Source organism: Pseudoalteromonas sp. Hal040 (genome assembly GCF_037162425.1).
GTDB lineage: Bacteria > Pseudomonadota > Gammaproteobacteria > Enterobacterales > Alteromonadaceae > Pseudoalteromonas > Pseudoalteromonas gelatinilytica.
The window spans coordinates 3,060,811-3,083,302 of sequence record NZ_JARLUU010000001.1 but is presented as its reverse complement, the minus strand read 5'-3'; the positions used below and the strand labels follow the sequence as shown (position 1 = coordinate 3,083,302).

The window sequence follows — 22,492 nt, the reverse complement described above, 5'->3', positions numbered from 1 at the left end:
CTAATGGTTTTTATTTAGTCAGACTTCTGACTTCTGACTTCTGACTTCTGACTTCTGACTTCTGACTTCTGACTTCTGTTTTTTTAGAATAAAAAACAACCATCATATAGCAATGTGGTTTAAGTGCTGGTATACTCCCGCGTCTGCCACGTTGCGTTCTATTGCCAGATATTAGTTTAGCCTCTAATTGACGGCTCAAAGTCTTAAACTCGAAGGGGTTAAAGCATTCAACTTAGAGCGGTAATTAATAATAATTACCTGTGGTTTTAAATTAAAAAACATTGGATTTTAATAAATGAAAACGTTTGTTGCTAAGCCAGAAACAGTAAAACGTGACTGGTACGTAGTTGACGCTGAAGGTAAAACTTTAGGTCGCATCGCTACTGAAATCGCTCGTCGCCTACGCGGTAAGCATAAAGCTGAGTACACTCCTCACGTAGATACAGGTGATTACATCATCGTTATCAACGCAGAGAAAGTTACTGTTACTGGTAATAAAGCAAAAGACAAAATGTACCACGCACACACTGGTTTCCCAGGTGGTCTTAAGTCTACTACTTTCGACAAGCTTCAAGCTGCAAAGCCTGAAATGATCATCGAAAAAGCTGTTAAAGGCATGTTGCCACGTGGTCCTTTAGGCCGCGCTATGTACCGTAAACTTAAAGTTTACGCAGGTACTGAGCACAACCATGCTGCACAACAGCCTCAGGTTCTAGACATTTAAGGAGCACTATCATGGCAAATCAATACTACGGTACAGGTCGTCGTAAAAGTTCAAGTGCTCGCGTATTCTTACGCCCAGGCACTGGTAACATCGTAATCAACAAGCGCTCTCTAGAAGAGTACTTCGGTCGTGAAACTGCTCGCATGGTTGTTCGTCAAGCATTAGAGCACGTAGAAATGACTGAAAAGTTTGACCTACACATCACTGTTTCTGGTGGTGGTACTACTGGTCAAGCTGGTGCTATCCGTCACGGTATCACTCGTGCACTTATGGAGTTTGACGAGTCTCTACGTCCTACACTTCGTAAAGCAGGTTTCGTTACACGTGATGCACGTAAAGTTGAGCGTAAGAAAGTGGGTCTTAAGAAAGCACGTAAGCGTCCACAATTCTCAAAACGTTAATATTTACGTTTATCAGAATACCAAAAACCCAGCTCCGGCTGGGTTTTTTGTTTTTTAGAGCTGTCAGCTTTCAGTTTTTAGCTGATCGAGATAGGGATTTAGTTATTTGTGTCAATGAACTGAAGTAGCTTTACATTCATTTTTCGATTTTTTAAGCTTTTGATAGCTGATAGCTGATAGCTGATAGCTGATAGCTGATAGCTGATAGCTGATAGCTGATAGCTGATAGCTGATAGCTGATAGCTGATAGCTGATAGCTGATAGCTGATAGCTGATAGCTGATAGCTGATAGCTGATAGCTGATAGCTGATAGCTGATAGCTGATAGCTGATAGCTGATAGCTGATAGCTGATAGCTGATAGCTGATAGCTGATAGCTGATAGCTGATAGCTGATAGCTGATAGCTGATAGCTGATAGCTGATAGCTGATAGCTGATAGCTGATAGCTGATAGCTGATAGCTGATAGCTGATAGCTGATAGCTGATAGCTGATAGCTGATAGCTGATAGCTGATAGCTGATAGCTGAAGCGCAAAACCCTACCTTTTTTCGTTCGATATTTAACCACTGTTAATAATTAGTACGTATAACAGTAAAAAAACTTCAAGATTTAGCAAAATTAGCTTAAATCCATCAGTTAATTGATGAAATTTTTTGCTACAATTGGGGGGCAAGTAATGTGAGTGAGTTCAACAACAGCTAATGCAGAATTCTGTTTCCTCTTAGTGAGGTTGATCTTGGTCAGTATATTGTTTTTTATATGCGTTATCATAACCAGCGGCTTCATACTCGAGCTAACCTAAATTAATAATTCATTAAATCGGGTTTATTCGAGCATGAGACTGTGAATAACCTTGTTTTAATCAAGGGTTTTAATTATGATCGCGTCTATTTTGAAATTTCTAAAAATTAACCTGCTGTAACTGATGTTCTCAATATGGCAAGTGTTGGGAATCATAGTGGAGATAAGTGGATGAGCAATGCGCCTGTAGACAATGGCCGACGTCGCTTTTTAACCATAGCTACCTCTGTTGTTGGTGGTGTTGGTGCGGCTGGGGCTGCTGTTCCTTTTATTGCGTCTTGGAATCCAAGTGAGCGAGCTAAATCTGCGGGTGCGCCTGTAGAAGTAGATATCAGCAAGCTTGAGCCAGGGCAATTAATACGTGTTGAGTGGCGAGGAAAACCTGTTTGGGTTATTAATCGTACACCAAAAATGCTTGAACAGATGAAAGAACATGAAGGTCAACTTCGTGATCCTGCATCTGAAGAGCCTCAACAACCTGAATCATCAACAAACGAATACCGTTCTCAACGTCCTGAGATCTTCGTTGCTGTTGGTATTTGTACGCACTTAGGTTGTTCTCCTAGCTTCCTACAAGGCGGCTTTGGTGAAAAAGTAGAGGGCACAGACGACGGTTTCTTCTGTCCGTGTCATGGTTCTAAATTTGATATGGCTGGTCGTGTATTCCAATCTGTACCTGCACCATTAAATCTAGAAATCCCTCCGTATACCTTCCTTGATGACACGACTATTCTAGTCGGTGAAGAAAAAGGAGTGGCGTAATGTTTGGTAAAATTATTGGTTGGATCGACGATCGTATTCCAATGACACGTGTTTGGAACATGCACATTGCACAGTATCCAGCACCAAAAAACTTTAACTTCTGGTACTTCTTTGGCTCACTAGCCATGTTAGTACTTGTTAACCAAATCGTAACTGGTATCTGGTTAACAATGAACTTCGTACCGTCTGCTGAAGGTGCTTTCGCATCGGTAGAATACATCATGCGTGATGTTGAATACGGTTGGTTACTACGTTACCTTCACTCAACAGGTGCATCAGCGTTCTTTATCGTTGTATATCTGCACATGTTCCGTGGCATGATCTACGGTTCTTACCAAAAACCACGTGAACTACTGTGGTTATTCGGTATGTTCATCTTCTTAGCGCTTATGGCTGAAGCTTTCATGGGTTACTTACTTCCTTGGGGACAAATGTCTTTCTGGGGTGCACAGGTAATCATTTCACTATTCGGTGCGATTCCGGTAATTGGTGATGACTTAACGCTTTGGATCCGTGGTGACTACGTAATTTCTGGTGCTACGCTTAACCGCTTCTTTGCACTACACGTAATTGCATTACCTTTAGTAATCGTTATCTTAGTATTCTTACACATTGTTGCACTACACGAAGTGGGTTCAAACAACCCAGACGGTGTTGAAATCAAGCGTAAGAAAGGCACTGTTGCTGAAGAAGATAAGCCTAAATTTAAATTCCACGAGTATTACACCAACAAGAAAGACATTGTTGATGCAATCCCGTTCCACCCTTACTACACAGTGAAAGATATTGTGGGTGTGGTTGGTTTCTTAATCTTATTCTGTTGGGTTGTGTTCTTTATGCCTGCGATGAATGGTTTCTTCTTAGAAGGACCAAACTTCGAAGCTGCTAACCCACTGAAAACACCAGAGCACATTTTCCCTGTTTGGTACTTTACACCATTCTATGCGATTCTGCGCGCTATCCCAGATAAACTAATCGGTGTTATCGCGATGGGTGCATCTATCGTAGTGCTTGCGTTACTACCTTGGATTGACCGTGGTTCGGTTCGCTCTATTCGTTATCGTTGTGGTTTCCATAAACTTAACATCGCACAATTCGTGGTAACGTTCGTTATCTTGGGTTGGGTTGGTGCTACACCACAAACTGATTTCAAAACGCTGTTATCACAAATCACGACTGTGACATACTTCATGTTCTTCGTATTGTTATTCTTTTACAGCAAGAATGAGAAAACTAAGCCATTACCAACGAGGTTGACGAAATGATGAAAAAGCTAATTATCGGTTTATTCGCATTGTTGCCATCGTTGACAATGGCAGCAGGTCCTTCGGTTCCTTTAATGGATGCGAACATTGACCTGAAAGACAACGCGTCTTTACAACGTGGTGCTAAATTGTTCATGAACTACTGTCTTGGTTGTCACCAAATGCAGTATCAACGTTATGAGCGTACGTTCCGCGATATCGGTATTCCTACTGAGATTGGTCAAGAGCAGCTAATTTTTGATGGCTCTAAAGTAGGTAGCCACATCAAGAATGCGATTGCTAAAGATGACGCAGCTAAATGGTTTGGCGCGACGCCACCGGATCTTACGCTTGTAGCGCGAGTTCGTGGTACTGACTGGATCTACACTTACCTGAAGTCATTCTATAAAGATGAATCTCGTCCGTTTGGCGTAAACAACGTTGTTTTCCCATCGGTAGGTATGCCACACGTTCTTCAAGAACTACAAGGTTTACCAACACCAATCACTGAAGAAGTCGAAGAACATGGTCACACAGTGACTAAAGTTGTTGGCACTGAAACAGATGGTTCTGGTGAAATGAGTGACGACGAGTACGATCGCGCTGCTCGCGACCTAACTAACTTCTTAGCTTACGTTGGCGAGCCGTCACGTTTAGAGTCAGAAGCGATAGGTATTAAGGTAATTGGTTTCCTAGTGATTCTATTTATCTTGGCATTCATGCTGAAGAAAGAATACTGGAGAGATGTTCACTAATCCTGGGCATTTTGAAAGGTAATTTTGTAATAGGGGCTTAAGCCCCTATTGCTGTTTTTGTAATATAATGGAGGTAGGCATGGCCGTAGCTGCCAATAAGCGCCCTGTAATGACCCTGTTTTCTGGTGCTAACTGTATGTATAGCCACCAAGTACGTATCGTACTTGCTGAAAAAGGTGTAAGTGTTGACATTCACCTGGCTGAAAAGGATAACCTGCCAGAAGCACTTCATGAGATTAACCCTTACGGTACAGTACCAACACTGATCGATCGTGAGCTTGGTTTATATCAGGCAAACATCATCATGGAATACCTTGATGAACGTTTCCCTCATCCTCCACTAATGCCAGTTTATCCGGTTATGCGTGGCCGTAGTCGTCTGATGATGCATCGTATCGATACGGATTGGTATAGCCTAGCTAACAAAATCACTAGCGGTAGCAGCGAAGCTGCGCAAGCACGTAAAGAGCTGACAGAAGCGTTACTTGCAATCGCACCAATTTTCTCTGAAGCTCCTTACTTCATGAGCGAAGAGTTCAGCTTAGTTGATTGTTACTTAGCACCGCTACTTTGGCGTTTACCTGAGCTTGGCATTGAGCTTACTGGCGCAGGCGCAAAAGAGCTTAAAGAATACATGTTGCGTTTATTTGAGCGTGAATCATTCCAAGCTTCACTAACAGAAGCTGAGCGTGAGATCCGTTTATAATGACGCCTAATCGTCCTTATTTACTACGGGCCTTCTTTGATTGGATTGTTGATAATCAGTGCACACCTCACTTAGTGGTGAACGCTGATTTTCCTGCTGTACAAGTACCAACACAGTTTGTGCAAGACGGTCAGATCGTTTTGAACATCAGCCCATCAGCGGTAACACAATTTGCAATGGACAACCAACAGCTTAGCTTTAATGCGCGCTTTGGTGGTCAACCAATGCAAGTGTACGTACCTATGGGTGCTGTGCTCGCAATTTATGCACGTGAGAATGGTGAAGGGACGGTATTTACTGCAGAAGAATTCATCGAGGACGAAGACGATTTTGCTCCGGTATTAGAAAGTGTTGAAACACCTGACGATATTACGCCAGATGATGAACCACCAACTAAGCCAGAGAAGAAAAAAGGTGCTCACTTACGAGTGATTAAGTAACCTTATTCAGATAAAAGAAAACCCGCTATAAAGCGGGTTTTTTATTATTAATTAATGGGCTGGCGTTACAGATATTCAAACACTTTAATAACACGTTCAACGCCTGATACGTTACGTGCTACATCAACCGCTAAATTCGCTTCAGAATCGCTCACTAAGCCCATTAAAAAGACTTCGCCATTCTCTGTTACTACTTTGATGTTATTGCTGCTGATGCTCTCTGTGGTGAGTAATTGCGTTTTCACCTTAGAGGTTAACCAAGAGTCGTGTGTTTGCGTGCTCATGCCAATATTCGAACCAATGCGAATTTGGTTGTGAATTTTACGAATACCATCAACGCCTTCAATAGCACGTTGTGCTTCATCTTTCATTTCTTGGTTAGCTACTTGGCCGATCATTAGCACGATACCATTAACGCTGATAACGTTAACGTTGGCGTACTTGTGAAGGCGCTCGTTTTCACTAATAGCGATAGAGCTTTTAATTTCGATGTTGTTATCGTCAATTTGCGAGCCAATTGTGCGGCGATCATTCGCGGCAGTTACAGCACCCGCTGTACCGGCGACAACAGCAGCTGCACAGCCCTGCAGCAATAAAACGGTACCAAATACTAGTAAAGACTGTTTAAACATTAATTTTCTTCCTGTGGGAATAAGGTTAAATCGATAAGCTCACTTAGGCAGTGTAAATTCACTAAATGCGACTCAACAATGCGGCTTGGGCGTTTTGATGGCACACGAATTTCAACGTCATTTGGACCAAGTAAGCCAACTAATTCACCACCATCATCGCCAACAAGCACAATCACTTTCATATCACGGGTTAGCGCCGCTTCGACCGCTGAGATAATTTGCTTTTCATTACCATTCACGGCAATCGCTAGTAAAAGATCGCCTTGCTGTGCAAATGCACGAATTTGTCTTGCAAAAGTTTCGTGCTCATCATTGTTTGCAATTGCACCTAAGTTAACTTGCTCTTGTGCGAGCGCAACAGCGGGTAGGCAAGGGCGCTCGGTTTCATAGAAGTTAATTAATAGCCCTGCCATGTGCTGTGCCAACATATGACAGCTTGGGGTGCCACAACAGAGCAGTTTATTACCGTTAATAAGGCTTTGTGCAATGGTGAACGCTGCTGACTCAAGTGCGCTTGGCAGCACTTCACCCGCAGCTATTTGAACCTGAATATTTTCGGTAAAGATTTTTTTAATCGTTTCTTGCATAACCTACCAAATTAAGCCGACGCCAAACGGCGTTAGTAAACATTTTTAAACCAGTTTAGGGTGCTGTTAAGCTCTCCTGTAATAGCAACATAATCTATCCGCATTGCCTGGTTTGAGATCTTTTTCTCGGCAAGATAATGGCTAATAGTACGCCTTAATCGTTGCTGCTTTTGTTTGCTGAGCGCATAGTTTGCACCACCACGCAGGGCATTTTTTCTAAATTTTACTTCTACAAAAACCAGTGTTTGCCCGTCACGCATTATTAGGTCGAGCTCGCCGTACTTGCATAAGTAATTGCGCTCAATGGCTTTTAAGCCATGTTGTATTAAATACTGTTCTGCCTGATGTTCGTAATACAGGCCTTTTTCGCGGCTATTTTGCCACAATTGCTTAAACCACGACATAGCTTCATCCTTGAGCTAATAGCACATTCTAAACGGTTTACTCGGCGGCGTTGATGCCAACAGCAGATTGCATAAATAATGGGATTGGCTGCTCCGTTGCCAAATCAACCGCAATGATTTGCTTGTCTTTATACTGCGCCCAATCTAAAGAACGAGTAACGTAACCATTGCTGGCAATGCTTAACTGCCCACTAATACCGCTAAAGCGTTTTCCTTGTACCATGCTCAGTTGTTTTACATCACCGAGCATGCTGGCTGCATCGAATGCCATAGCGAATAAACGTTGGCTTATATCGGCATTCTCAGGCCATAAACTTTCGTACTGCTGGCGTAAATTATGTTGTGAGATTTGACCATCTAGCATCCAAGGTAGTTCCGTAAAATAAAGGCCATCTAAATCGCCTTTATCGGTTCTATCGATTTGTTTACTGTGGCTTTTTGAGCTGGCATAAAGTGGAATACGCTCAGCAAAAGTACTCACGTTAACGTCTAAATAAGGTTTGATTAAACGCGTTTCGGTGGCATCACCTAAAATATAAATCACATCAATGTCGTCGCGAGAGCGAGTTTCGCTTTCAACTTCTTGTTTAAATAAAGACTTAACTACATTGATGCGCTCTTTACTTTGGTCAACTTCTAATAAGCCCGTAATGGTTTTTGGCATATCTTCTTTGCCAGCGTAAAAGCCAATTTGCGGTTTTACTTCGCTGTAACGCTGCCATTGCGTATTGAAGTATTCAACTAAACGTTGCCCATTACTGTTATTTGGGGCCAATAGCATCGGCTTTTGATAGCCCGCTGTTAAAAACCGCTCTAACGCTTGCTGAACTTCATGCTCAGGACTTAAAGCAAAGAAAAAGTGCTGCTGTGAAATGCGCTCACCATCAAAGGTGTTTAAATGCATTACCGGGTAATCAACCAGTGTTTGTGCGCTAGTCAGCTTTTCGATATTGCTTTTTAGTAGTGGGCCAATAACAAAATCAGCATTAAACTCACTGAGCTTAAGTGAAATTTCAGCGGCTGATAGCGACTCATCAATAAATAATGTTTGCTCTAATGACTGCCCATCTAGGGCCGCAAGCACACCGGCTTTTAAGGCATCACCTAAACGCTCATTAGCGCCAGATTGAGGAATAAGCACAGCTAAACGATTTACATTTAATGGCTCAATCTGAACTAGCTCCGTTACTTTTTTTGGTAGTACTTCAGCAGCTGGGTGGCCCGGGTAGCGACGCAGCCAATTATTCATTGCTTGATGAAGCTCAACAGGCGCACCTAAATACACTTGGTGATAAAGCGCTAAGTTAACCCAACCTTGCTGCACTACAGAGCCACGATTAAAGCGCTCAAGTGCATACGAAGAAAGTTGAGTTAGACTTTGCCATAAATCTTTGTTTAAATTCGCAACGGTAAAGTTATTTTCGCTGCTAAGTGTTGATGCTTTAAAGAAAAAAGGCATCGCTTGTTTTGGCATACCTTGCGAGGCATAAACGCGCGCGGTCAAGTATTGGTGCCAAGCTTGATGCTCAGGTTGGCTCAATTGTGGCTCTAGTTGTTGTAACTGAGCTAAAGCTAAGTCGCTTTTGCCTTGATGCTCTTGTGCAAGGGCAATGTAAAGTTTGTTTTGAATTTGGTCGACACTTGGAGTCGCTTCGAGCTCAAGGCAAATTTTTTCGAGTAGCGGCCAACGTTCTTCACTAATTGCTGCATCACGTGCAGTGTATAAAAGCTGGATTTTATCGGCGCCTTGTCGATTTAGCGCCGCTTGGTACATAGATTGTGCGTCGGTTAGCTGTGATAGCGCAATACTCGATTGGCTCGATTGATTTTCTGCACTATTTCGAGGTTTTTCGGTTGTGCTACAAGCCGATAACCCTGACAATACAATTAATAGACTAACAAGTTTAAGTCGCACAATGATTTCCCGATACGTTAACGCGATTTGCTTATATTACTGACTGACGCAGGAGACCTCAATGTTAAATGAGGACAATTCAGATAAAATCGGCACTCTTTACATTGTTGCCATGCCTATTGGTAACTTTGATGACATCAGCCAGCGTGCCATCCAAACCCTATCTGAGGTTGACTTAATAGCCGCTGAAGATACTCGTCACACAGGAAAGTTGTTAAGCCATTTTAATATCAAAGCAAAAACCTTTGCTTTACATGACCATAACGAGAAACAAAAAGCGCAACAAATTGTTGATTGGTTAGAGCAAGGAATGAATATTGCGCTGGTATCTGACGCCGGCACGCCACTGATTAGCGACCCAGGTTATGCGGTGGTTAATTTATGCCGTGAACAAGGCGCGCATGTTACTCCGGTGCCGGGAGCATGTGCTGCGATTACCGCTGTGTGCTGTTCTGGTTTGCCGACTGATCGTTTTCAGTTTATTGGTTTTACACCAGCAAAGAGTAAAGCAAGACAGAGCTTTTTTATCGAAGCGGTAAACTCAGGTATTACTAGCATCATGTATGAAAGTACCCACCGTATCATGGCGAGCCTTGATGATTTAGAAGAAGCACTCGGTGCAGAACAGCCAGTGGTTTTTGCCAAAGAACTGACTAAAACTTTCGAAACTTTTTTCAATGGCACGGTTGCCGAGTTAAAACAGTTTTTAACGGATGATCCAACTAAGCAACGCGGTGAAATCGTATTGATGCTACCGGGTAAAGCGAAGCAAAGTGACGATATTCCAGAAGATGCGCGCCGTATGCTCGGTTTACTTGAAGCCGAAATGCCACTGAAAAAAGCCTGTGGTGTTGTGGCTGAGTATTTTGGTTTGAAGAAAAACGCACTTTATAAAGCAATTATTGACGAAAAAGGCTAATTCTTTACTGCATAGACGTGCGCGCTCAGGTATACTGCGCGCCGAGTCAGCCGAGATAATCGCTGCCTGCAACGAAAATGCGCAGGGGGAGGAAAGTCCGGGCTCCACAGGGCAGGGTGCCAGCTAACGGCTGGGGGGCGCGAGCCTACGACAAGTGCAGCAGAGAGGAGACCGCCAACTTAGGTTGGTAAGGGTGAAAGGGTGCGGTAAGAGCGCACCGGGCCACTGGTAACAGTTGGTTGCAAGGTAAACTCCACCCGGAGCAAGACCAAATAGGGTTCTATCATTTTAAATAATGAACGCGTGGCCCACGTGAGAACCGGGTAGGTTGCTTGAGCCATAGAGCAATTTATGGCCTAGACGAATGATTATCCACGACAGAACCCGGCTTATTGGCTGACTCACCAAATCATATTAAAGCCCGTAGTGAATGCTACGGGCTTTTTGCTTTGTAGGGCGGAGAAAATCCACTCCGCGCATACAAAACAGCGGCTTATTGGCAGACTCCCCAAATTACTCAAGAGCCTCGGTATTTACCGAGGCTTTTTGCTTTCTGACCAAAATTCATGGCAGGCTTGCAGATGAAAAACAGAATTCAAAGAAATAACCCTCGTGGGATTGGAGAGTCAAAGGATATAATAAAAGTAAGTTTATGACTTCAATGGTATCTGGCTTCTATTTTCAATAAAGGGCTTAAAGTGAACCTTGATGATCTAATCAACAGTATTTAACTTATTCACTATTGAAAATTGTTCATAATTTTTTACGTATCATATGGAATTAGGGTGAAGCTGTAGGTCTAGTAAGAAGAAGGTGGATGGGTGGGTGGCCTGACTGCGGTTACGATTTAGAACACTAATAAAAGAAGAATACATCAACTTTCTTTAATTAGAGATATTAAAAGTATAGAATGTTATTTTTAGGTTGATTGTAGTTATCTAGATGATAGGAATAGATTTGTTTGCAGGAGCTGGGGGGATGTCTTTAGGGGCTACACTTGCAGGCATTGATGTACAAATTGTTGTAGAAGCTGACAAGCATGCAGCTAGCACTTACCTAAAAAACCATACTCCTAAGTATGGTTTATTCCAAGATGATATTCGTAAATTTGAAAAAATACACTTAGACAGTTGCGAGCCGATAGTTTTATTTGGTGGGCCACCATGTCAGGGGTTTTCCACTTCCAATCAAAAGACTCGTACAAAATCTAATGAAAACAATTGGCTTTTTGAAGAATTCTTAAGAGTCATAAAAATGTATGAACCTGAGTGGATTGTTTTTGAGAATGTAAAAGGAATTCTCGAAACGGAAAAGGGTCTTTTTGTAATTAAAATTTTGGAAAAACTAGAGTCACTTGGTTATACAACCTCTCAAGCAATTTTAAATGCTGTTGATTTCGGTATTCCCCAAAAGCGCTCTCGATTTTTTATTGTTGGTTCAAAATCTGGTGCAAAGTTTATTTTTCCTGATAAGGTTGAAGGTACTGTTACTGTTCAGGATGCGATAAGAGATTTACCAGTATTGAAAAATGGCGCCTCATTATGCTTTGAAAATTACAGTAAAATCGCGCCCTCAAAGTATGCGAAAAAATTAAGAGCGGAAAATAAAATAGGCTGCCACAATAACTTGGTAACTAGAAATAATGACTTGATAATAGAACGATACAAGCATATTCCTCAAGGTGGAAATTGGGAAAATATACCAGATGAATTAATGACAAATTACAAAGATAAAAGTCGGTGTCATACAGGAATTTATCGTAGACTAGAAAAAGAAAAGCCATCAGTTGTTATCGGTAATTATAGGAAAAATATGTTAATTCATCCAGAGCACGATAGAGGTTTATCAGTTCGGGAGGCCGCAAGAATTCAGTCTTTCCCTGACTCATATATATTCACTGGAAGCATCGGTTTTCAACAACAACAGGTTGGTAATGCTGTACCACCTTTATTAGCCAAAGCTATATTTCAGAAAATATTAGAATACTAAAGAGTAATATTAATAATGGATCTTTCTAAACTATTGCCATTGGAAAAGTGGCTTCAATACCAATGTATCAACAATAACCATCAATTTCCAAGTAGCAAAAGTGATTATTTTACTCGTTACTCAGCTATAAAAGCCTATATGGTAAGTGACTTATACAAATGGATTGGTGCGGGTACATCGGCTGAAGATCAAGGTGTCTATACAGATCATAGCGAAGATCACTTTAATGCCGTTATTCGTTATGCCAGTAAGCTTATGAGTTTTAATGAACATGCTTCTGCACCGGAGACTCAAAGCTTAGGTCTAGCACCTTATGAGGTATACATAATGCTAGTTTCAATTCTATTACATGATGCTGGTAATATTGAGGGTAGGAAGGGGCACGAAAAACTGCCATTAAAGATATTTAAAGATATGGGCCCTGCAGTATGTCCTGATAATTTTGAAGGGAAAAAAATTGCTGATATTGCAATGGTTCATGGGGGTAAGGTTAAAATCGATGATGGTGAACTATCAAAAGATACAATTGGTATTCAGTTAAAAGAAGAAAGATCTTCTATAGGTGGTATAGAATTTAGGCCAAAATTGATTGCCGCTTTAGTCAGGTTTGCGGATGAAATTTGTGAAGATAGATCTAGAGCCGCTCGATATTTGTTACGGGTGGATGGACTTCCGAAAAAAAGTGAAGTTTTTCATAATTATGCTGAGAGTATTTCAAGTGTTGAAGTAGATATCCCTAGTAAGTCTGTTCATTTAAAGTTTGAGATAAGTAAATCAAATATTCTTAAACTAATGGGAAAAGACAATGGGACTACATACGATAATGTATTTTTAATTGATGAAATAAACTCCAGATTGGAGAAAATGTTTTGTGAACTAGTTTATTGCAGAACTTTCATGTACGAACTTGTTGATATTACTAAAGTTAGGGCTACTGTTAATATTTTTGATGATGAGGATGATCATTGGCCTGTCATTGATAATCAAGTATTTGAGCTGAAACAACAAGGGTACCCGCCTGAATCATTTCTTTTTAGAGATACTCATCCTGAGTGGAATGGTGAGAGCGTCAAAAACAAACACTCAGAATAATAAGGATATAATATGAGTAACCCATTTTCTGTGAAAACGCCAGAAACACTTTCTCCGAAAGACATAGCAGACCTTTTTATTGACGTATTCTCTGATTTTCCTAGAATACAAGCATCTGAACATACATTTATACATGGCCCTAGGGGAACTGGTAAAAGTATGATGCTCAGATATTTAGAGCCACAGGTACAACTAGCCGCTCATAAAGTCGAAAAAGCTAATGAACTTTCTCATTACGCAATTCATATGCCAGTGAAAAGTTCGTACTATAATTTATCTGAGCTTGAAAGGTTACAAGGTGCACCATACTGGCTTTTAGCTGAGCATTTCTTAATTGCTAATGCAATCTTGCACATTCTTAAGTCCTTGGAAAAACTGGTTGGTTTGCAATCTATTGAAACTGAATGTATCAAAGCGTTTACAAAGAATGTATATAGTTTAGCTGATGATACGGGTTGTAGTCTTAATCAACTCGAAGAATACTCTACGATTTCAGATTTATGTAACATCTTTGATGCTGAAAGAAGAGCAGCAAAAAATTATTTAGCTAAGTTAGCTTTCACTCAAGAATTAATTCCTTATTCAGATGCATTATTTTCGTATGAAGATGTATTTATCCCTCTTGTAAAATTAGTTAAAGGGCTTTCAGTTACTCCGTCTGGCCCACTATTTTTAATGTTAGACGATGCTGATAACTTACCTGTTCGTATGCAGAAAATAATAAATGGTTGGGTATCATATAGAAGCACAAATACAGTGTGTTTAAAAATATCCACTCAACAGCGTTATAAAACATGGAGAACTACACAAGATATATTAATCGAAAGTTCTCATGATTTTTCTGAGGTTGATATTAGTTCCGTATACACATCAAAAAATACCAGTCATTACTATGACCGAGTCGAGCAAGTAGTTAAACGTCGACTAGAAATTTACAATATTAAAAGCTCGCCATCAGACTTCTTCCCGATCAGCCAAGATCAAGAATTAGCTATTGAAGCCGTTAAGCAGAAAATAAAAAATGATTGGGATAAAGGGACTAAAAGAGTATCGAGCAGAAAAAGCGACGATATTACTCGATATGCTGTTTCTGAATATATGAAATCTTTAGGTAGTACAAAAAAGACTAATCGCTATAGTTACTCAGGCTTTAAAAGTATGGTTAACATTTCTTCTGGAATGATCAGGTTTTTCTTGGAGCCTGCAGCAAGAATGTTCAGTGAAATGGCAGCTACAAACTCAAGTAAAAATTTAACTCACATCCCTTTTGATGTACAAGATGATGTTTTATACAAATGGTCTGAAGAATTTGTTTTAGAAGAGTTTGAGCGCCTGAAAAATGATGAAGCAACAATTAAAAATGATGCAAGTCACTCAACATACATGAATAATAAGGTTCAAGGGCTCAAATCTTTAATCAATGGTTTGGGCGAACTCTTTCAAGCTAAACTTGTTTCTGATGATAGTGAGAGAAGATTAATTTCTTTCATGGTCACTAACTCTCCTAATGATAATGTGCAAGAAATATTAGATTTGGGAGTTGAGTGGGGTTACTTGCATAGGAAAACTATTGCTCGAAAAGAAGGTTTAGGTCGAAATACCTTATATAGTTTAAATCGAAGGTTAGCTCCTTTCTTTAAGTTAGACCCTTCAGGCTATGCTGCACATATTTCAATTACTCCCGAAGACTTAGAATTAGCCATTTATGATCACCGAGCATTTGTAAGGAATAGGTTGGCTAAAGTAGTTACGAGAAAGAAATCAAGTACATCGAATACTCAACAAACTAGTTTTGACCTTTAAGGTGAATAAAATGACATTAAAAGTAAGCTTAGACGACATACAAAAGTCATTGCCAAATGAAGTTGATTACTGGATTACATGTGCAAGTTTTGAAAATAGATCACTAACCCTAATTGATTGTCAAAGTGACCTAAAGATTAACAATATTATCCAGTTTTACTTTGAACAAAATAAATCTGAAGTTGAAACTTGCGTAAACAAGCATGAGCAAAAATTTAGTGGAAAGATAAAAAAAGCTGCAATAGACATGAGGTCTCCATACACAATTGTAGATAACGTCCTCAATTTGCTACCAGAAAAAAGTTTAATAAATAAGTCTATAGTATTTGATATTTCAACATTTACTAGAGAGTCACTTTTAATCATTTTTAAATACCTAAACCTTGTTAAAGGCTTATGTAAAAGTGTTCATTTACTCTATCGAGCTGCTAATACATCAAAAAACCTAAGTAATGGGCTCTTAGATGTTAGGTCTATAATTGGGTATATGGGAGAACTTGAACATGAAAAACCGATTCATTTGATTGTATTGTCGGGATTCGAGCAAGAAAGGGCGAAATCAATGATTGAACAGATCGAGCCACAATACATTACACTTGCTTACGGCAGTAAATCTTGTTCCATTTCAGAAGGGTTACATGACACAAACGTCGGGTTAACCCAGCAATTGATTTCATATTATTCGAATGAGAATATTGACTCATTTGAGCACTCACTTATTGACCCTATAGATACGAAAAATACTTTGCTTAATTATTTAAGTAAATATGATGACAGGAACTTTGTGATAGCTCCTTTGAATAATAAAATCTCAACTATTGGAGTTGGTATGGCGGCAATTGAAAGAAAGGATATTCAGGTATGTTATTCTCAGATGGGTAGTTATAATTTTAATTACTCAGAAGCTAGAGATGAAGTTTATATTTTTGAAATTTAAGCCTTTAATGTTTTAGAGTGTAGTTTTACTTATTAGTTTTGGTAACCAATCCGTATTTAATCGGTGTATTTAGGCTGACTCACCAAATTAAAGAAAGCCCACTGTGAAAACTGTGGGCTTTTTGTTTTTTTGGCGGAGAAAATCCACTCCGCGCATACAAAACAGCGGATTATTTTTTGCATAAAAATATACAGGAGAGGGTAATTGCAGAGTTTTTAGCTGATCGCTATTGTGGCCTAACCATTATGCTAAATAGTGAGATTTATCATTATTGTTAAACCACCACATTCACCATTTTTAAACAGAGTTTTACCTTTGAGCACTGAGACACGCTCGACGATCCCTAATACACCAAACCCGCCTTTATAAATTGAGTTTTTATGTTCAGGTAGCCCTATGCCGTTGTCACAAATAATGATCTCAAGCTCACTTTCTTGGTAAGTAATATCTATTGAAAACTCAGTGGCTAGAGAATGCTTAACAGCATTGGTTGATGCTTCTTGGCATATGCGAAAGATGGCGATTTTAAAATCATCATTTAAGCTATCTATCGGTCCACTTATTTTGCATTGATAAGCGATTCCAGTTTCATTTAGGTGCTCAGAGAATAACTCGCTTTTTAATGCTGCTTCTAAACCTAATTCATCTAATAAGCGAGGCCTCAGCCAGTGCATTAATCTGTATACCGAGTCATACATATGGCTTGAAACTGAGCAAACTGAACTTAACTTCGCAAATTCAAATTACTAAACTGGCTCTTGAACAAGGAGAAATTCTTATTGATGACATAGGGTAAATTCATCCCCGTTTTGTATGCTGCTTATCAATTGCTTAAGTTATCAAAAACGGAAATTTCTAGTTTAAACGCTATATTTTCTGAATCGTTGTGATTATTGATCTCGGACAAGGTTGCTGCGTTGACTCTATATGTTGCAGTGGTACAGTGAAATTGAACTTAAATTCTAGCTAAAGGAGTTGCCCATGCTAGGCGAAAAACACTCGTTATTGAATGAATTCCCTGAGTTTAATGAATTAATCCATAGCCTCGCGAAACACGATGCTCATTTCAAGAAAACCATGTAGCGTTATGATGATATGGATAAAGAAATTCGTGAGCTTGAATTGCAAAATTCACCGATTGAAGATGCGGATATGCATGAAAAGAAGCACCAACGCGCCGTGCTAAAAGATGAACTTTATGATTTTTTAAAAGCCAATGCTTAATTATTGAATCGAAGCTAATGCCCCTTGCTCTAATGACTCTCGCTGACAAGGGGCATTATATCAACTCGCAATAATAGTTAACCGTATTGATATTATTTAAAAGCCGATAAACACTGAAACCTGCAATAAAAGCACCGCTAAAACGATATATACCAACCACAATGGGAAAATAAATTTAGCCCACTCTCCCCATCCCACCCGCGCTGTCGCAAGATACGCAAGTAAAGTTCCTGACGTTGGGGTGAGAATATTAGTGATGCCATTACCAAATAAAAACGCCACTATCGTGGTTTGCTCAGAGACACCCGCTAAACTACCCACTGGGCCTAAAATTGGCATACTGACTGCTGCTTGGCCTGACGTTGAGGGGATCAAAAAGTCTAACAATAATTGCGATACAAACATACCTGTGGCAGCTACATAGGCATTGCCTTCGCCAATAAATGACATTAAAAAGTACACAATGGAATCAAGTATCATGCCTTGCTTTAAAACAACAGCAACCGCAGTGGCTACGCCTATCAGTATGCTTGCAAGTAGTACTTTTTTCATGCCATCAACAAATGCTTGAGCCGCTTGGTTTGCCGTTAATCCAGACATGGCGGCAAGCACCATGCTAAGGGCAATATAATAAGCACTTAAGGCATGATGTTTCCAATGCCAATGGGTTGATGCATAAACTAATAATGCAATGCCTCCAGCCAGTGTGAGTAGCATAGAAACATGGCGTGTTGATAATTTCTCGGCATGAAAATGCACTTGGGCATTGTTAAAACCATGACGCTTGATCATTAAGAGTACAAAGCTAATACCAACCGCTAAAAAAGCCAGGTAAAAGAAAAATCGCACACTTGCACCACTAAATATTTGTAAGCCAAGCAGTGGTTGCGCAATTGTGAGTGGTAAAGGGTTCGTCACTGATGATAAATAACCGGCTTTCACGGCAACACAGACAATCGCAAAACCAATGATATTCGGCAGCCCTAAGCGATTAGCCATACCAACCATTAAAGGAATAATCAAAAGGTACTCAGACGCTAAGCCCAAAAAGGTGCTTCCTGCTGAAAAGGCGATCATAAGAATTATCACCAGCACATAAATGTTGCCTTGAACTAGGCTTAATAGCCGCTCAAGGCCCGCATCTACCGTGCCTGCTTTGGTCAAAATACCAAACATACCGCCAATAATAAGCACCATAAATATCAAGCCAGCGCCTTGCTCTAAGCCTGTTGGAATTGCCATAAATGCGCCAATAATACTGACGGGTTCGGCTTTTATTTGATCTGCATTTTCATAATTAAATAAATTGCTGAGGGATTTATCTTTCTCGATAACTTTGTAGCTATTAGCTACAACAACATTGCCTTGTCTATCGTAAGAGCCTGAATCAACAACGTATGTTAGCAACATGGCTAAAAACAAAATACTGAGCAATATAATTATCGGGTTCATGCCCTTTTTACTGGTGCTGGGATTTTGCGTGCTCATTATTATTGTCCTATTTGAGCCGACACATACGCCGCTAATTGTTTTGCGACAAACGCCGCATCCGATTTAAACGTTTGATAGTTTTCGCTCTTTTCAAACGCTTGTTCATTCATATATAACGCTCGGTTGATTTCAATCTGCACCGAATGACGATTTTGCGCTACATCAGCATAGTTACTGACTAGGTAGCCGCCCTTATAAGGGGTATTTTTTACCACTTTATAGCCTTTGCTGGTAAATGCCTTTGCAATCACATCAACAAATTCAGCGCTGGCTGAAGTGCCATCTTTATCGCCCAAAATAATATCAGGACGAGCCACACCTGCATCTATGTTCATCCCATTGCCAACGGATTTCATCGAATGGCAATCAACATGCCACACACCCTGATGTTGATTATATAAATCATCAAGCAATTTATTGAGTTGTTGATGATAGGGGCTGTAATAGTGACTAATTCGGTGAGCAATCTCTTGTTTCGTCAATGCTTTTTCATACATAGGTTTGCCAGGTAAGGCATAGCGACGAATAAGTCCCATACCACGCTCGCTGTACTTTGTTGGTTTACAAAGCTCCCAAGGGGTATCTAATAGTTCGGGATCAATATCTGTCGGGGCACGGTTAGGATCAATATACATCCGCGAGAAGTGTGCATGTAATAAGTACCCACCTTGCTCTACAATGGGTTGCCAAATATCATCAATAAATGCATCCCAACCGGTTTTTATAAATTCAACAGGCACTTGGGTATTAAAATCCGCAGGACAATAAATACCGCTGTGTGGTGAATCAAACACTAACGGTAAGGCTGCTGTTTGGCTTGGGGTTAATAAACTGAAAGCCGGCTCCATAGGTTATTCTCCTAACTACTTCATAAAGTTGCCTGCCACTTCGGCAGGCATCGCGACTTTCATTACAGTGAGTAAGTCAGCTGTAAATACATATAACGGCCCGTTGGGTTATAGGTATTTTGATCAAAGTTAATGTTTAAATTAGTCAATGAAGCGGGTGGCTGCTTATCAGCTAAATTATTAATCCCTAATTTCACCGCTAAGTTATTTTCAAACTGATATCCACCCGAAATATTATGATACGTCACAGAGCCAATATCGCGTGGTTCACCAGATACTTGCTCGGTTGTCGAACCGATATAACGGAGATTATAGTTGGCTGACCAGGCATCATGTTTCCAAGTACTAGAGAAGGTGCCGCGCCACTCAGGATATGATTCCCTCGAAGCCGCTGTGCCAGCTAAATCTTCACGTTCAACAGAACCATCAGACAAGGTCGTGTATTCGGTTAATTCATTTAGTTTAGAAACATTGGCGTTAAACGACCAATCACCATGATCTGTTTGTAAGCTGTAGTAAGTGACAAAATCGACCCCAGAAACGCGAGTTGCGTTTAGGTTGACTGGGCCATCTAAAATATCAAGGATTTCACCACTGCTATCACGGGTTATGGTGTCGCAGTTTTTGTTTTGATAGGCACATAAGTCTAGGTTGTTTTGTGCGCCAAATTCACTGATGGTGTCGTTTATTTTTATTTCGTACCAATCTAAGCTAAAGCTCAGGTTTTCGATTAAATTAGATTCGTAAACCAAGCCAACGGTCTTATTTTTAGAGGTTTCAGGCACTAACTGACGATTGCCGCCCGTGGTTACTTGAACATTCGTAAACGGTTGCGTGTAGCCACTAGGTACACCGCTACAACCAGGTAGGCTGGCATCTGTTGAGCACGGATCTGTGACAGCGCTGTAGGTCAAACGTTCGCCTTCAAACAGCTCTAAAATTGATGGTGCTCTAAAGCCTTCAGCCCAGTTTGCGCGCAGGGTCAGTTGCTCAAAGGGAGTGTAAAGTAAGCCCACTTTGCTGTTAGTTGTTGAGCCAAAGGTGCTGTAGTCTGAGTAACGTGTCGCTAAGCTCAGTTCTAGGTAGTCTGCAAGTGGTAGATCAGCGAGCAACGGGATACTAAATTCAGCATAGGCTTCTTTTAAATCGTACTCACCAATCGTCCCTTCGCGTGGCGAAGAGGTGGTGGTTCTGTAGGTATTAATACGAGGATCAGCGTTAATTGTGCTGTCTGGTGTGTCTTTACCTTTTTCTTTTCGGTATTCAATACCAAAGGCTGCACCAATGTAACCGGCTGGTAGTTCGTAAAGGGTGCCTGTAATATTTGCCGTAAAGTCGACTTGGCTGGCTTCGTTTTTGTCGTGACCGGTAAAGTTAACGTACTCGACCATCTCGTCGGTCAGTGGGTTAAAAATATTTACTGGCACACAACCGACTGCAATATCAGACACATCGCCATCAATTCCACTGGTATCACAGGCACGTAAACCTAGCGCTAGTTTGTCTAAATCCATTTGATTATTAGAGGTAAACTCGCCTTTGTTTTTTGCCCAAGACACAAATGTATCCCAGCTCCAATCATCAAACACTTCGCCTTTAAGCCCCATTGCAAAGCGTGTCGTTTCGACTTTTTGGTCGTTCACACGATAGCCATTGTTCATAAAATATGAGCTATGTTTAAAGTCGCTTCCCGAAAACTCAACCCCGAATGGGTTAACACTTTCGTCATCAACAATGACAAAGCCACGACTGCCACGAATAGATGAAAGAGCAGGTGAAAACTGCTGATCAGACTCTCGTTTGTTATAAAGTGCTTCGGCTTTAAAATTTACCGAGCCAATCGGCATGACAAGCTGCGTATATAAAGATGAGCGCTCACTCGGACCCGTTACATAGTTATTGTAATAGCGGTTAAAGGTGTCATTGCTGTTGACTGCTCGCCAGCTATCTATACTACTGCCATCACTATTTGGATCGCGGGTGATCCCTGCCGATGGAATTGTAAAATCAACAACATCGGCCAAGTTATCTTCAACAAAATAACCTTCAGGTGTTGATGCCGTTAAGCCGTTTAGCGGCACCGCAGTTAATTTACGGTCTTGGGTGTAAATTGGCTTTTGATCCACATAGCTGGCTGCAAACATAAGGTTGGCTTCGCCAATATTTGTGCCTGATAACAAATCAAGACTAAAGGTTTCTTTATCACCTTCAGATGTTTCACCGTAGCTGGTTTTGACTTCAAGGCCTTCGTAATCGTCATAGGTATATAAGTTCACAACCCCTGCAATCGCATCCGCGCCATAAATCGCAGTTGCGCCGTCTTGTAATACTTCTACACGTTTAACAATATTTTGAGGGATGGTATTCATGTCAACAAAATCACGGAAACCACGGGTGCCGGCACCATTTACCCAGCGATGGCCATTCACCAATACTAATGAGCGATTAGCCCCTAAGTTTCTTAAATTTAAGCTTGATGCGCCGTGACTTGTTCCGGCCGAACCATTGCCATTTAGGCTTGAACCTACTGAAGGAAGCTCCTGTAATGCCTCTCCGAGTGATAACGAACCATTTGCCTGCAGGGCTTCTAAGTCGATATTTTGCACTGGGCTTGCTGTTGCTTCTTGGCGCTTAATGCGCGAGCCGGTGACGGCAATAACTTCGACGTTTTTTTCTGCTGATGTTTCTTCTGCGAGTACGTGTTGTGATGTGCTCATACAAGCTGTAGCAACAGCAAGCGATATCACTGAATGCTTAAATCTTGAATATTCCATTTGTTACACTCCGAGAGGTTATAGTTATTTTGTTGTTGTCAGCT

At 40.7% G+C, this 22,492-nt stretch carries 22 protein-coding genes and 1 other RNA gene; 14 read left to right on the top strand and 9 right to left on the bottom strand.

Going from position 1 to position 22,492, the window contains the following annotated elements; all coding sequences use genetic code 11:
- Nucleotides 1-295: 295 nt before the first annotated feature.
- Both rplM and rpsI read left to right on the top strand, forming a co-directional pair.
- Nucleotides 296-724: a 50S ribosomal protein L13 gene (gene rplM, locus P4S60_RS14275; protein WP_062568574.1), complete on the top strand. Its 429-nt coding sequence runs from the start codon at nucleotides 296-298 to the stop codon at nucleotides 722-724.
- 8 nt (nucleotides 725-732) lie between these two features.
- Entirely contained in the window at nucleotides 733-1,125 is a 393-nt protein-coding gene (gene rpsI / locus P4S60_RS14270) for a 30S ribosomal protein S9 (protein WP_095209788.1), read from the top strand.
- 111 nt (nucleotides 1,126-1,236) lie between these two features.
- On the opposite strand, the gene P4S60_RS14265 is transcribed toward rpsI, so the two are convergent.
- On the bottom strand, nucleotides 1,237-1,659 hold the full coding sequence (locus tag P4S60_RS14265) for a hypothetical protein (RefSeq protein ID WP_337116388.1): 423 nt from the start codon (nucleotides 1,657-1,659) through the stop codon (nucleotides 1,237-1,239).
- A 438-nt stretch (nucleotides 1,660-2,097) separates the two neighbouring features.
- Here P4S60_RS14265 and petA point away from each other — a divergent pair, with 438 nt between their 5' ends.
- From petA to P4S60_RS14240, 5 genes are all read left to right on the top strand, one after another.
- Nucleotides 2,098-2,688 (top strand): ubiquinol-cytochrome c reductase iron-sulfur subunit, encoded by a 591-nt coding sequence (petA, locus tag P4S60_RS14260; RefSeq protein WP_063702692.1) that lies wholly within the window; start codon nucleotides 2,098-2,100, stop codon nucleotides 2,686-2,688.
- A complete protein-coding gene (locus tag P4S60_RS14255; protein WP_337116387.1) occupies nucleotides 2,688-3,953 on the top strand; it encodes a cytochrome b in 1,266 nt (421 codons plus the stop codon). Before petA ends, P4S60_RS14255 begins: the two co-directional genes overlap by 1 nt.
- Nucleotides 3,950-4,687: a cytochrome c1 gene (locus P4S60_RS14250; protein ID WP_337116386.1), complete on the top strand. Its 738-nt coding sequence runs from the start codon at nucleotides 3,950-3,952 to the stop codon at nucleotides 4,685-4,687. Before P4S60_RS14255 ends, P4S60_RS14250 begins: the two co-directional genes overlap by 4 nt.
- A gap of 79 nt (nucleotides 4,688-4,766) precedes the next feature.
- On the top strand, nucleotides 4,767-5,393 hold the full coding sequence (gene sspA, locus P4S60_RS14245; protein WP_063702686.1) for a stringent starvation protein SspA: 627 nt from the start codon (nucleotides 4,767-4,769) through the stop codon (nucleotides 5,391-5,393).
- Nucleotides 5,393-5,833 (top strand): ClpXP protease specificity-enhancing factor, encoded by a 441-nt coding sequence (locus tag P4S60_RS14240; protein ID WP_119852541.1) that lies wholly within the window; start codon nucleotides 5,393-5,395, stop codon nucleotides 5,831-5,833. Before sspA ends, P4S60_RS14240 begins: the two co-directional genes overlap by 1 nt.
- A gap of 65 nt (nucleotides 5,834-5,898) precedes the next feature.
- Here P4S60_RS14240 and dolP read toward each other — a convergent pair whose 3' ends face one another.
- From dolP to P4S60_RS14220, 4 genes are read right to left on the bottom strand one after another with little or no spacing between them, the layout of a single operon-like run.
- Nucleotides 5,899-6,465, bottom strand: a complete 567-nt coding sequence (dolP, locus tag P4S60_RS14235) for a division/outer membrane stress-associated lipid-binding lipoprotein (protein WP_063702681.1) — start codon at nucleotides 6,463-6,465, stop codon at nucleotides 5,899-5,901.
- Nucleotides 6,465-7,052, bottom strand: coding sequence for an SIS domain-containing protein (locus P4S60_RS14230; protein ID WP_063702679.1), 588 nt, complete (start codon nucleotides 7,050-7,052; stop codon nucleotides 6,465-6,467). Before P4S60_RS14230 ends, dolP begins: the two co-directional genes overlap by 1 nt.
- 32 nt (nucleotides 7,053-7,084) lie before the next feature.
- Nucleotides 7,085-7,456 (bottom strand): YraN family protein, encoded by a 372-nt coding sequence (locus P4S60_RS14225; RefSeq protein WP_063702677.1) that lies wholly within the window; start codon nucleotides 7,454-7,456, stop codon nucleotides 7,085-7,087.
- A 37-nt stretch (nucleotides 7,457-7,493) separates the two neighbouring features.
- Entirely contained in the window at nucleotides 7,494-9,371 is a 1,878-nt protein-coding gene (locus tag P4S60_RS14220) for a penicillin-binding protein activator (protein WP_337116385.1), read from the bottom strand.
- Between the two features lie 61 nt (nucleotides 9,372-9,432).
- Here P4S60_RS14220 and rsmI point away from each other — a divergent pair, with 61 nt between their 5' ends.
- From rsmI to P4S60_RS14190, 6 genes are all read left to right on the top strand, one after another.
- A complete protein-coding gene (gene rsmI / locus P4S60_RS14215; protein WP_337116384.1) occupies nucleotides 9,433-10,290 on the top strand; it encodes a 16S rRNA (cytidine(1402)-2'-O)-methyltransferase in 858 nt (285 codons plus the stop codon).
- Nucleotides 10,291-10,332: 42 nt separating this feature from the next.
- Nucleotides 10,333-10,698: RNase P RNA component class A (rnpB, locus tag P4S60_RS14210), an RNA gene on the top strand.
- A 549-nt stretch (nucleotides 10,699-11,247) separates the two neighbouring features.
- Complete coding sequence (locus tag P4S60_RS14205; RefSeq protein ID WP_337116383.1) at nucleotides 11,248-12,279, top strand: DNA cytosine methyltransferase; 1,032 nt, start codon at nucleotides 11,248-11,250, stop codon at nucleotides 12,277-12,279.
- A 15-nt stretch (nucleotides 12,280-12,294) separates the two neighbouring features.
- Nucleotides 12,295-13,371: an HD domain-containing protein gene (locus P4S60_RS14200; protein WP_337116382.1), complete on the top strand. Its 1,077-nt coding sequence runs from the start codon at nucleotides 12,295-12,297 to the stop codon at nucleotides 13,369-13,371.
- Nucleotides 13,372-13,383: 12 nt separating this feature from the next.
- Complete coding sequence (locus tag P4S60_RS14195) at nucleotides 13,384-15,174, top strand: ORC-CDC6 family AAA ATPase (RefSeq protein WP_337116381.1); 1,791 nt, start codon at nucleotides 13,384-13,386, stop codon at nucleotides 15,172-15,174.
- A 10-nt stretch (nucleotides 15,175-15,184) separates the two neighbouring features.
- Nucleotides 15,185-16,111, top strand: coding sequence for a hypothetical protein (locus P4S60_RS14190; protein ID WP_337116380.1), 927 nt, complete (start codon nucleotides 15,185-15,187; stop codon nucleotides 16,109-16,111).
- Between the two features lie 248 nt (nucleotides 16,112-16,359).
- On the opposite strand, the gene P4S60_RS14185 is transcribed toward P4S60_RS14190, so the two are convergent.
- On the bottom strand, nucleotides 16,360-16,785 hold the full coding sequence (locus tag P4S60_RS14185) for a sensor histidine kinase (protein WP_337116379.1): 426 nt from the start codon (nucleotides 16,783-16,785) through the stop codon (nucleotides 16,360-16,362).
- Between the two features lie 421 nt (nucleotides 16,786-17,206).
- On the opposite strand from P4S60_RS14185, the gene P4S60_RS21550 reads away from it, so the two are divergent.
- Entirely contained in the window at nucleotides 17,207-17,335 is a 129-nt protein-coding gene (locus P4S60_RS21550) for a YdcH family protein (RefSeq protein WP_442961768.1), read from the top strand.
- Nucleotides 17,336-17,431: 96 nt separating this feature from the next.
- Here the strand turns inward: P4S60_RS21550 and P4S60_RS14175 are convergent, their stop codons facing one another.
- From P4S60_RS14175 to P4S60_RS14165, 3 genes are all read right to left on the bottom strand, one after another.
- Entirely contained in the window at nucleotides 17,432-18,823 is a 1,392-nt protein-coding gene (locus P4S60_RS14175; protein ID WP_337116378.1) for a YfcC family protein, read from the bottom strand.
- 2 nt (nucleotides 18,824-18,825) lie between these two features.
- Entirely contained in the window at nucleotides 18,826-19,674 is an 849-nt protein-coding gene (locus P4S60_RS14170) for an N-formylglutamate amidohydrolase (RefSeq protein ID WP_337116377.1), read from the bottom strand.
- A gap of 62 nt (nucleotides 19,675-19,736) precedes the next feature.
- Nucleotides 19,737-22,448 (bottom strand): TonB-dependent receptor, encoded by a 2,712-nt coding sequence (locus tag P4S60_RS14165; RefSeq protein ID WP_337116376.1) that lies wholly within the window; start codon nucleotides 22,446-22,448, stop codon nucleotides 19,737-19,739.
- Between the last annotated feature and the right edge of the window lie 44 nt (nucleotides 22,449-22,492).

Excerpts from the sequence above, each read along its gene's own strand:
- dolP (WP_063702681.1), bottom strand. The coding sequence starts at position 6,465 with ATGTTTAAACAGTCTTTACTAGTATTTGGTACCGTTTTATTGCTGCAG.
- P4S60_RS14185 (WP_337116379.1), bottom strand. The coding sequence starts at position 16,785 with ATGCACTGGCTGAGGCCTCGCTTATTAGATGAATTAGGTTTAGAAGCA.
- sspA (WP_063702686.1), top strand. The coding sequence starts at position 4,767 with ATGGCCGTAGCTGCCAATAAGCGCCCTGTAATGACCCTGTTTTCTGGT.
- P4S60_RS14240 (WP_119852541.1), top strand. The coding sequence starts at position 5,393 with ATGACGCCTAATCGTCCTTATTTACTACGGGCCTTCTTTGATTGGATT.
- P4S60_RS14230 (WP_063702679.1), bottom strand. The coding sequence starts at position 7,052 with ATGCAAGAAACGATTAAAAAAATCTTTACCGAAAATATTCAGGTTCAA.
- rsmI (WP_337116384.1), top strand. The coding sequence starts at position 9,433 with ATGTTAAATGAGGACAATTCAGATAAAATCGGCACTCTTTACATTGTT.
- P4S60_RS14225 (WP_063702677.1), bottom strand. The coding sequence starts at position 7,456 with ATGTCGTGGTTTAAGCAATTGTGGCAAAATAGCCGCGAAAAAGGCCTG.
- petA (WP_063702692.1), top strand. The coding sequence starts at position 2,098 with ATGAGCAATGCGCCTGTAGACAATGGCCGACGTCGCTTTTTAACCATA.
- P4S60_RS14255 (WP_337116387.1), top strand. The coding sequence starts at position 2,688 with ATGTTTGGTAAAATTATTGGTTGGATCGACGATCGTATTCCAATGACA.
- rplM (WP_062568574.1), top strand. The coding sequence starts at position 296 with ATGAAAACGTTTGTTGCTAAGCCAGAAACAGTAAAACGTGACTGGTAC.
- P4S60_RS14195 (WP_337116381.1), top strand. The coding sequence starts at position 13,384 with ATGAGTAACCCATTTTCTGTGAAAACGCCAGAAACACTTTCTCCGAAA.
- P4S60_RS14190 (WP_337116380.1), top strand. The coding sequence starts at position 15,185 with ATGACATTAAAAGTAAGCTTAGACGACATACAAAAGTCATTGCCAAAT.
- P4S60_RS14250 (WP_337116386.1), top strand. The coding sequence starts at position 3,950 with ATGATGAAAAAGCTAATTATCGGTTTATTCGCATTGTTGCCATCGTTG.
- P4S60_RS21550 (WP_442961768.1), top strand. The coding sequence starts at position 17,207 with ATGGATAAAGAAATTCGTGAGCTTGAATTGCAAAATTCACCGATTGAA.
- P4S60_RS14175 (WP_337116378.1), bottom strand. The coding sequence starts at position 18,823 with ATGAGCACGCAAAATCCCAGCACCAGTAAAAAGGGCATGAACCCGATA.
- P4S60_RS14170 (WP_337116377.1), bottom strand. The coding sequence starts at position 19,674 with ATGGAGCCGGCTTTCAGTTTATTAACCCCAAGCCAAACAGCAGCCTTA.
- P4S60_RS14200 (WP_337116382.1), top strand. The coding sequence starts at position 12,295 with ATGGATCTTTCTAAACTATTGCCATTGGAAAAGTGGCTTCAATACCAA.
- P4S60_RS14165 (WP_337116376.1), bottom strand. The coding sequence starts at position 22,448 with ATGGAATATTCAAGATTTAAGCATTCAGTGATATCGCTTGCTGTTGCT.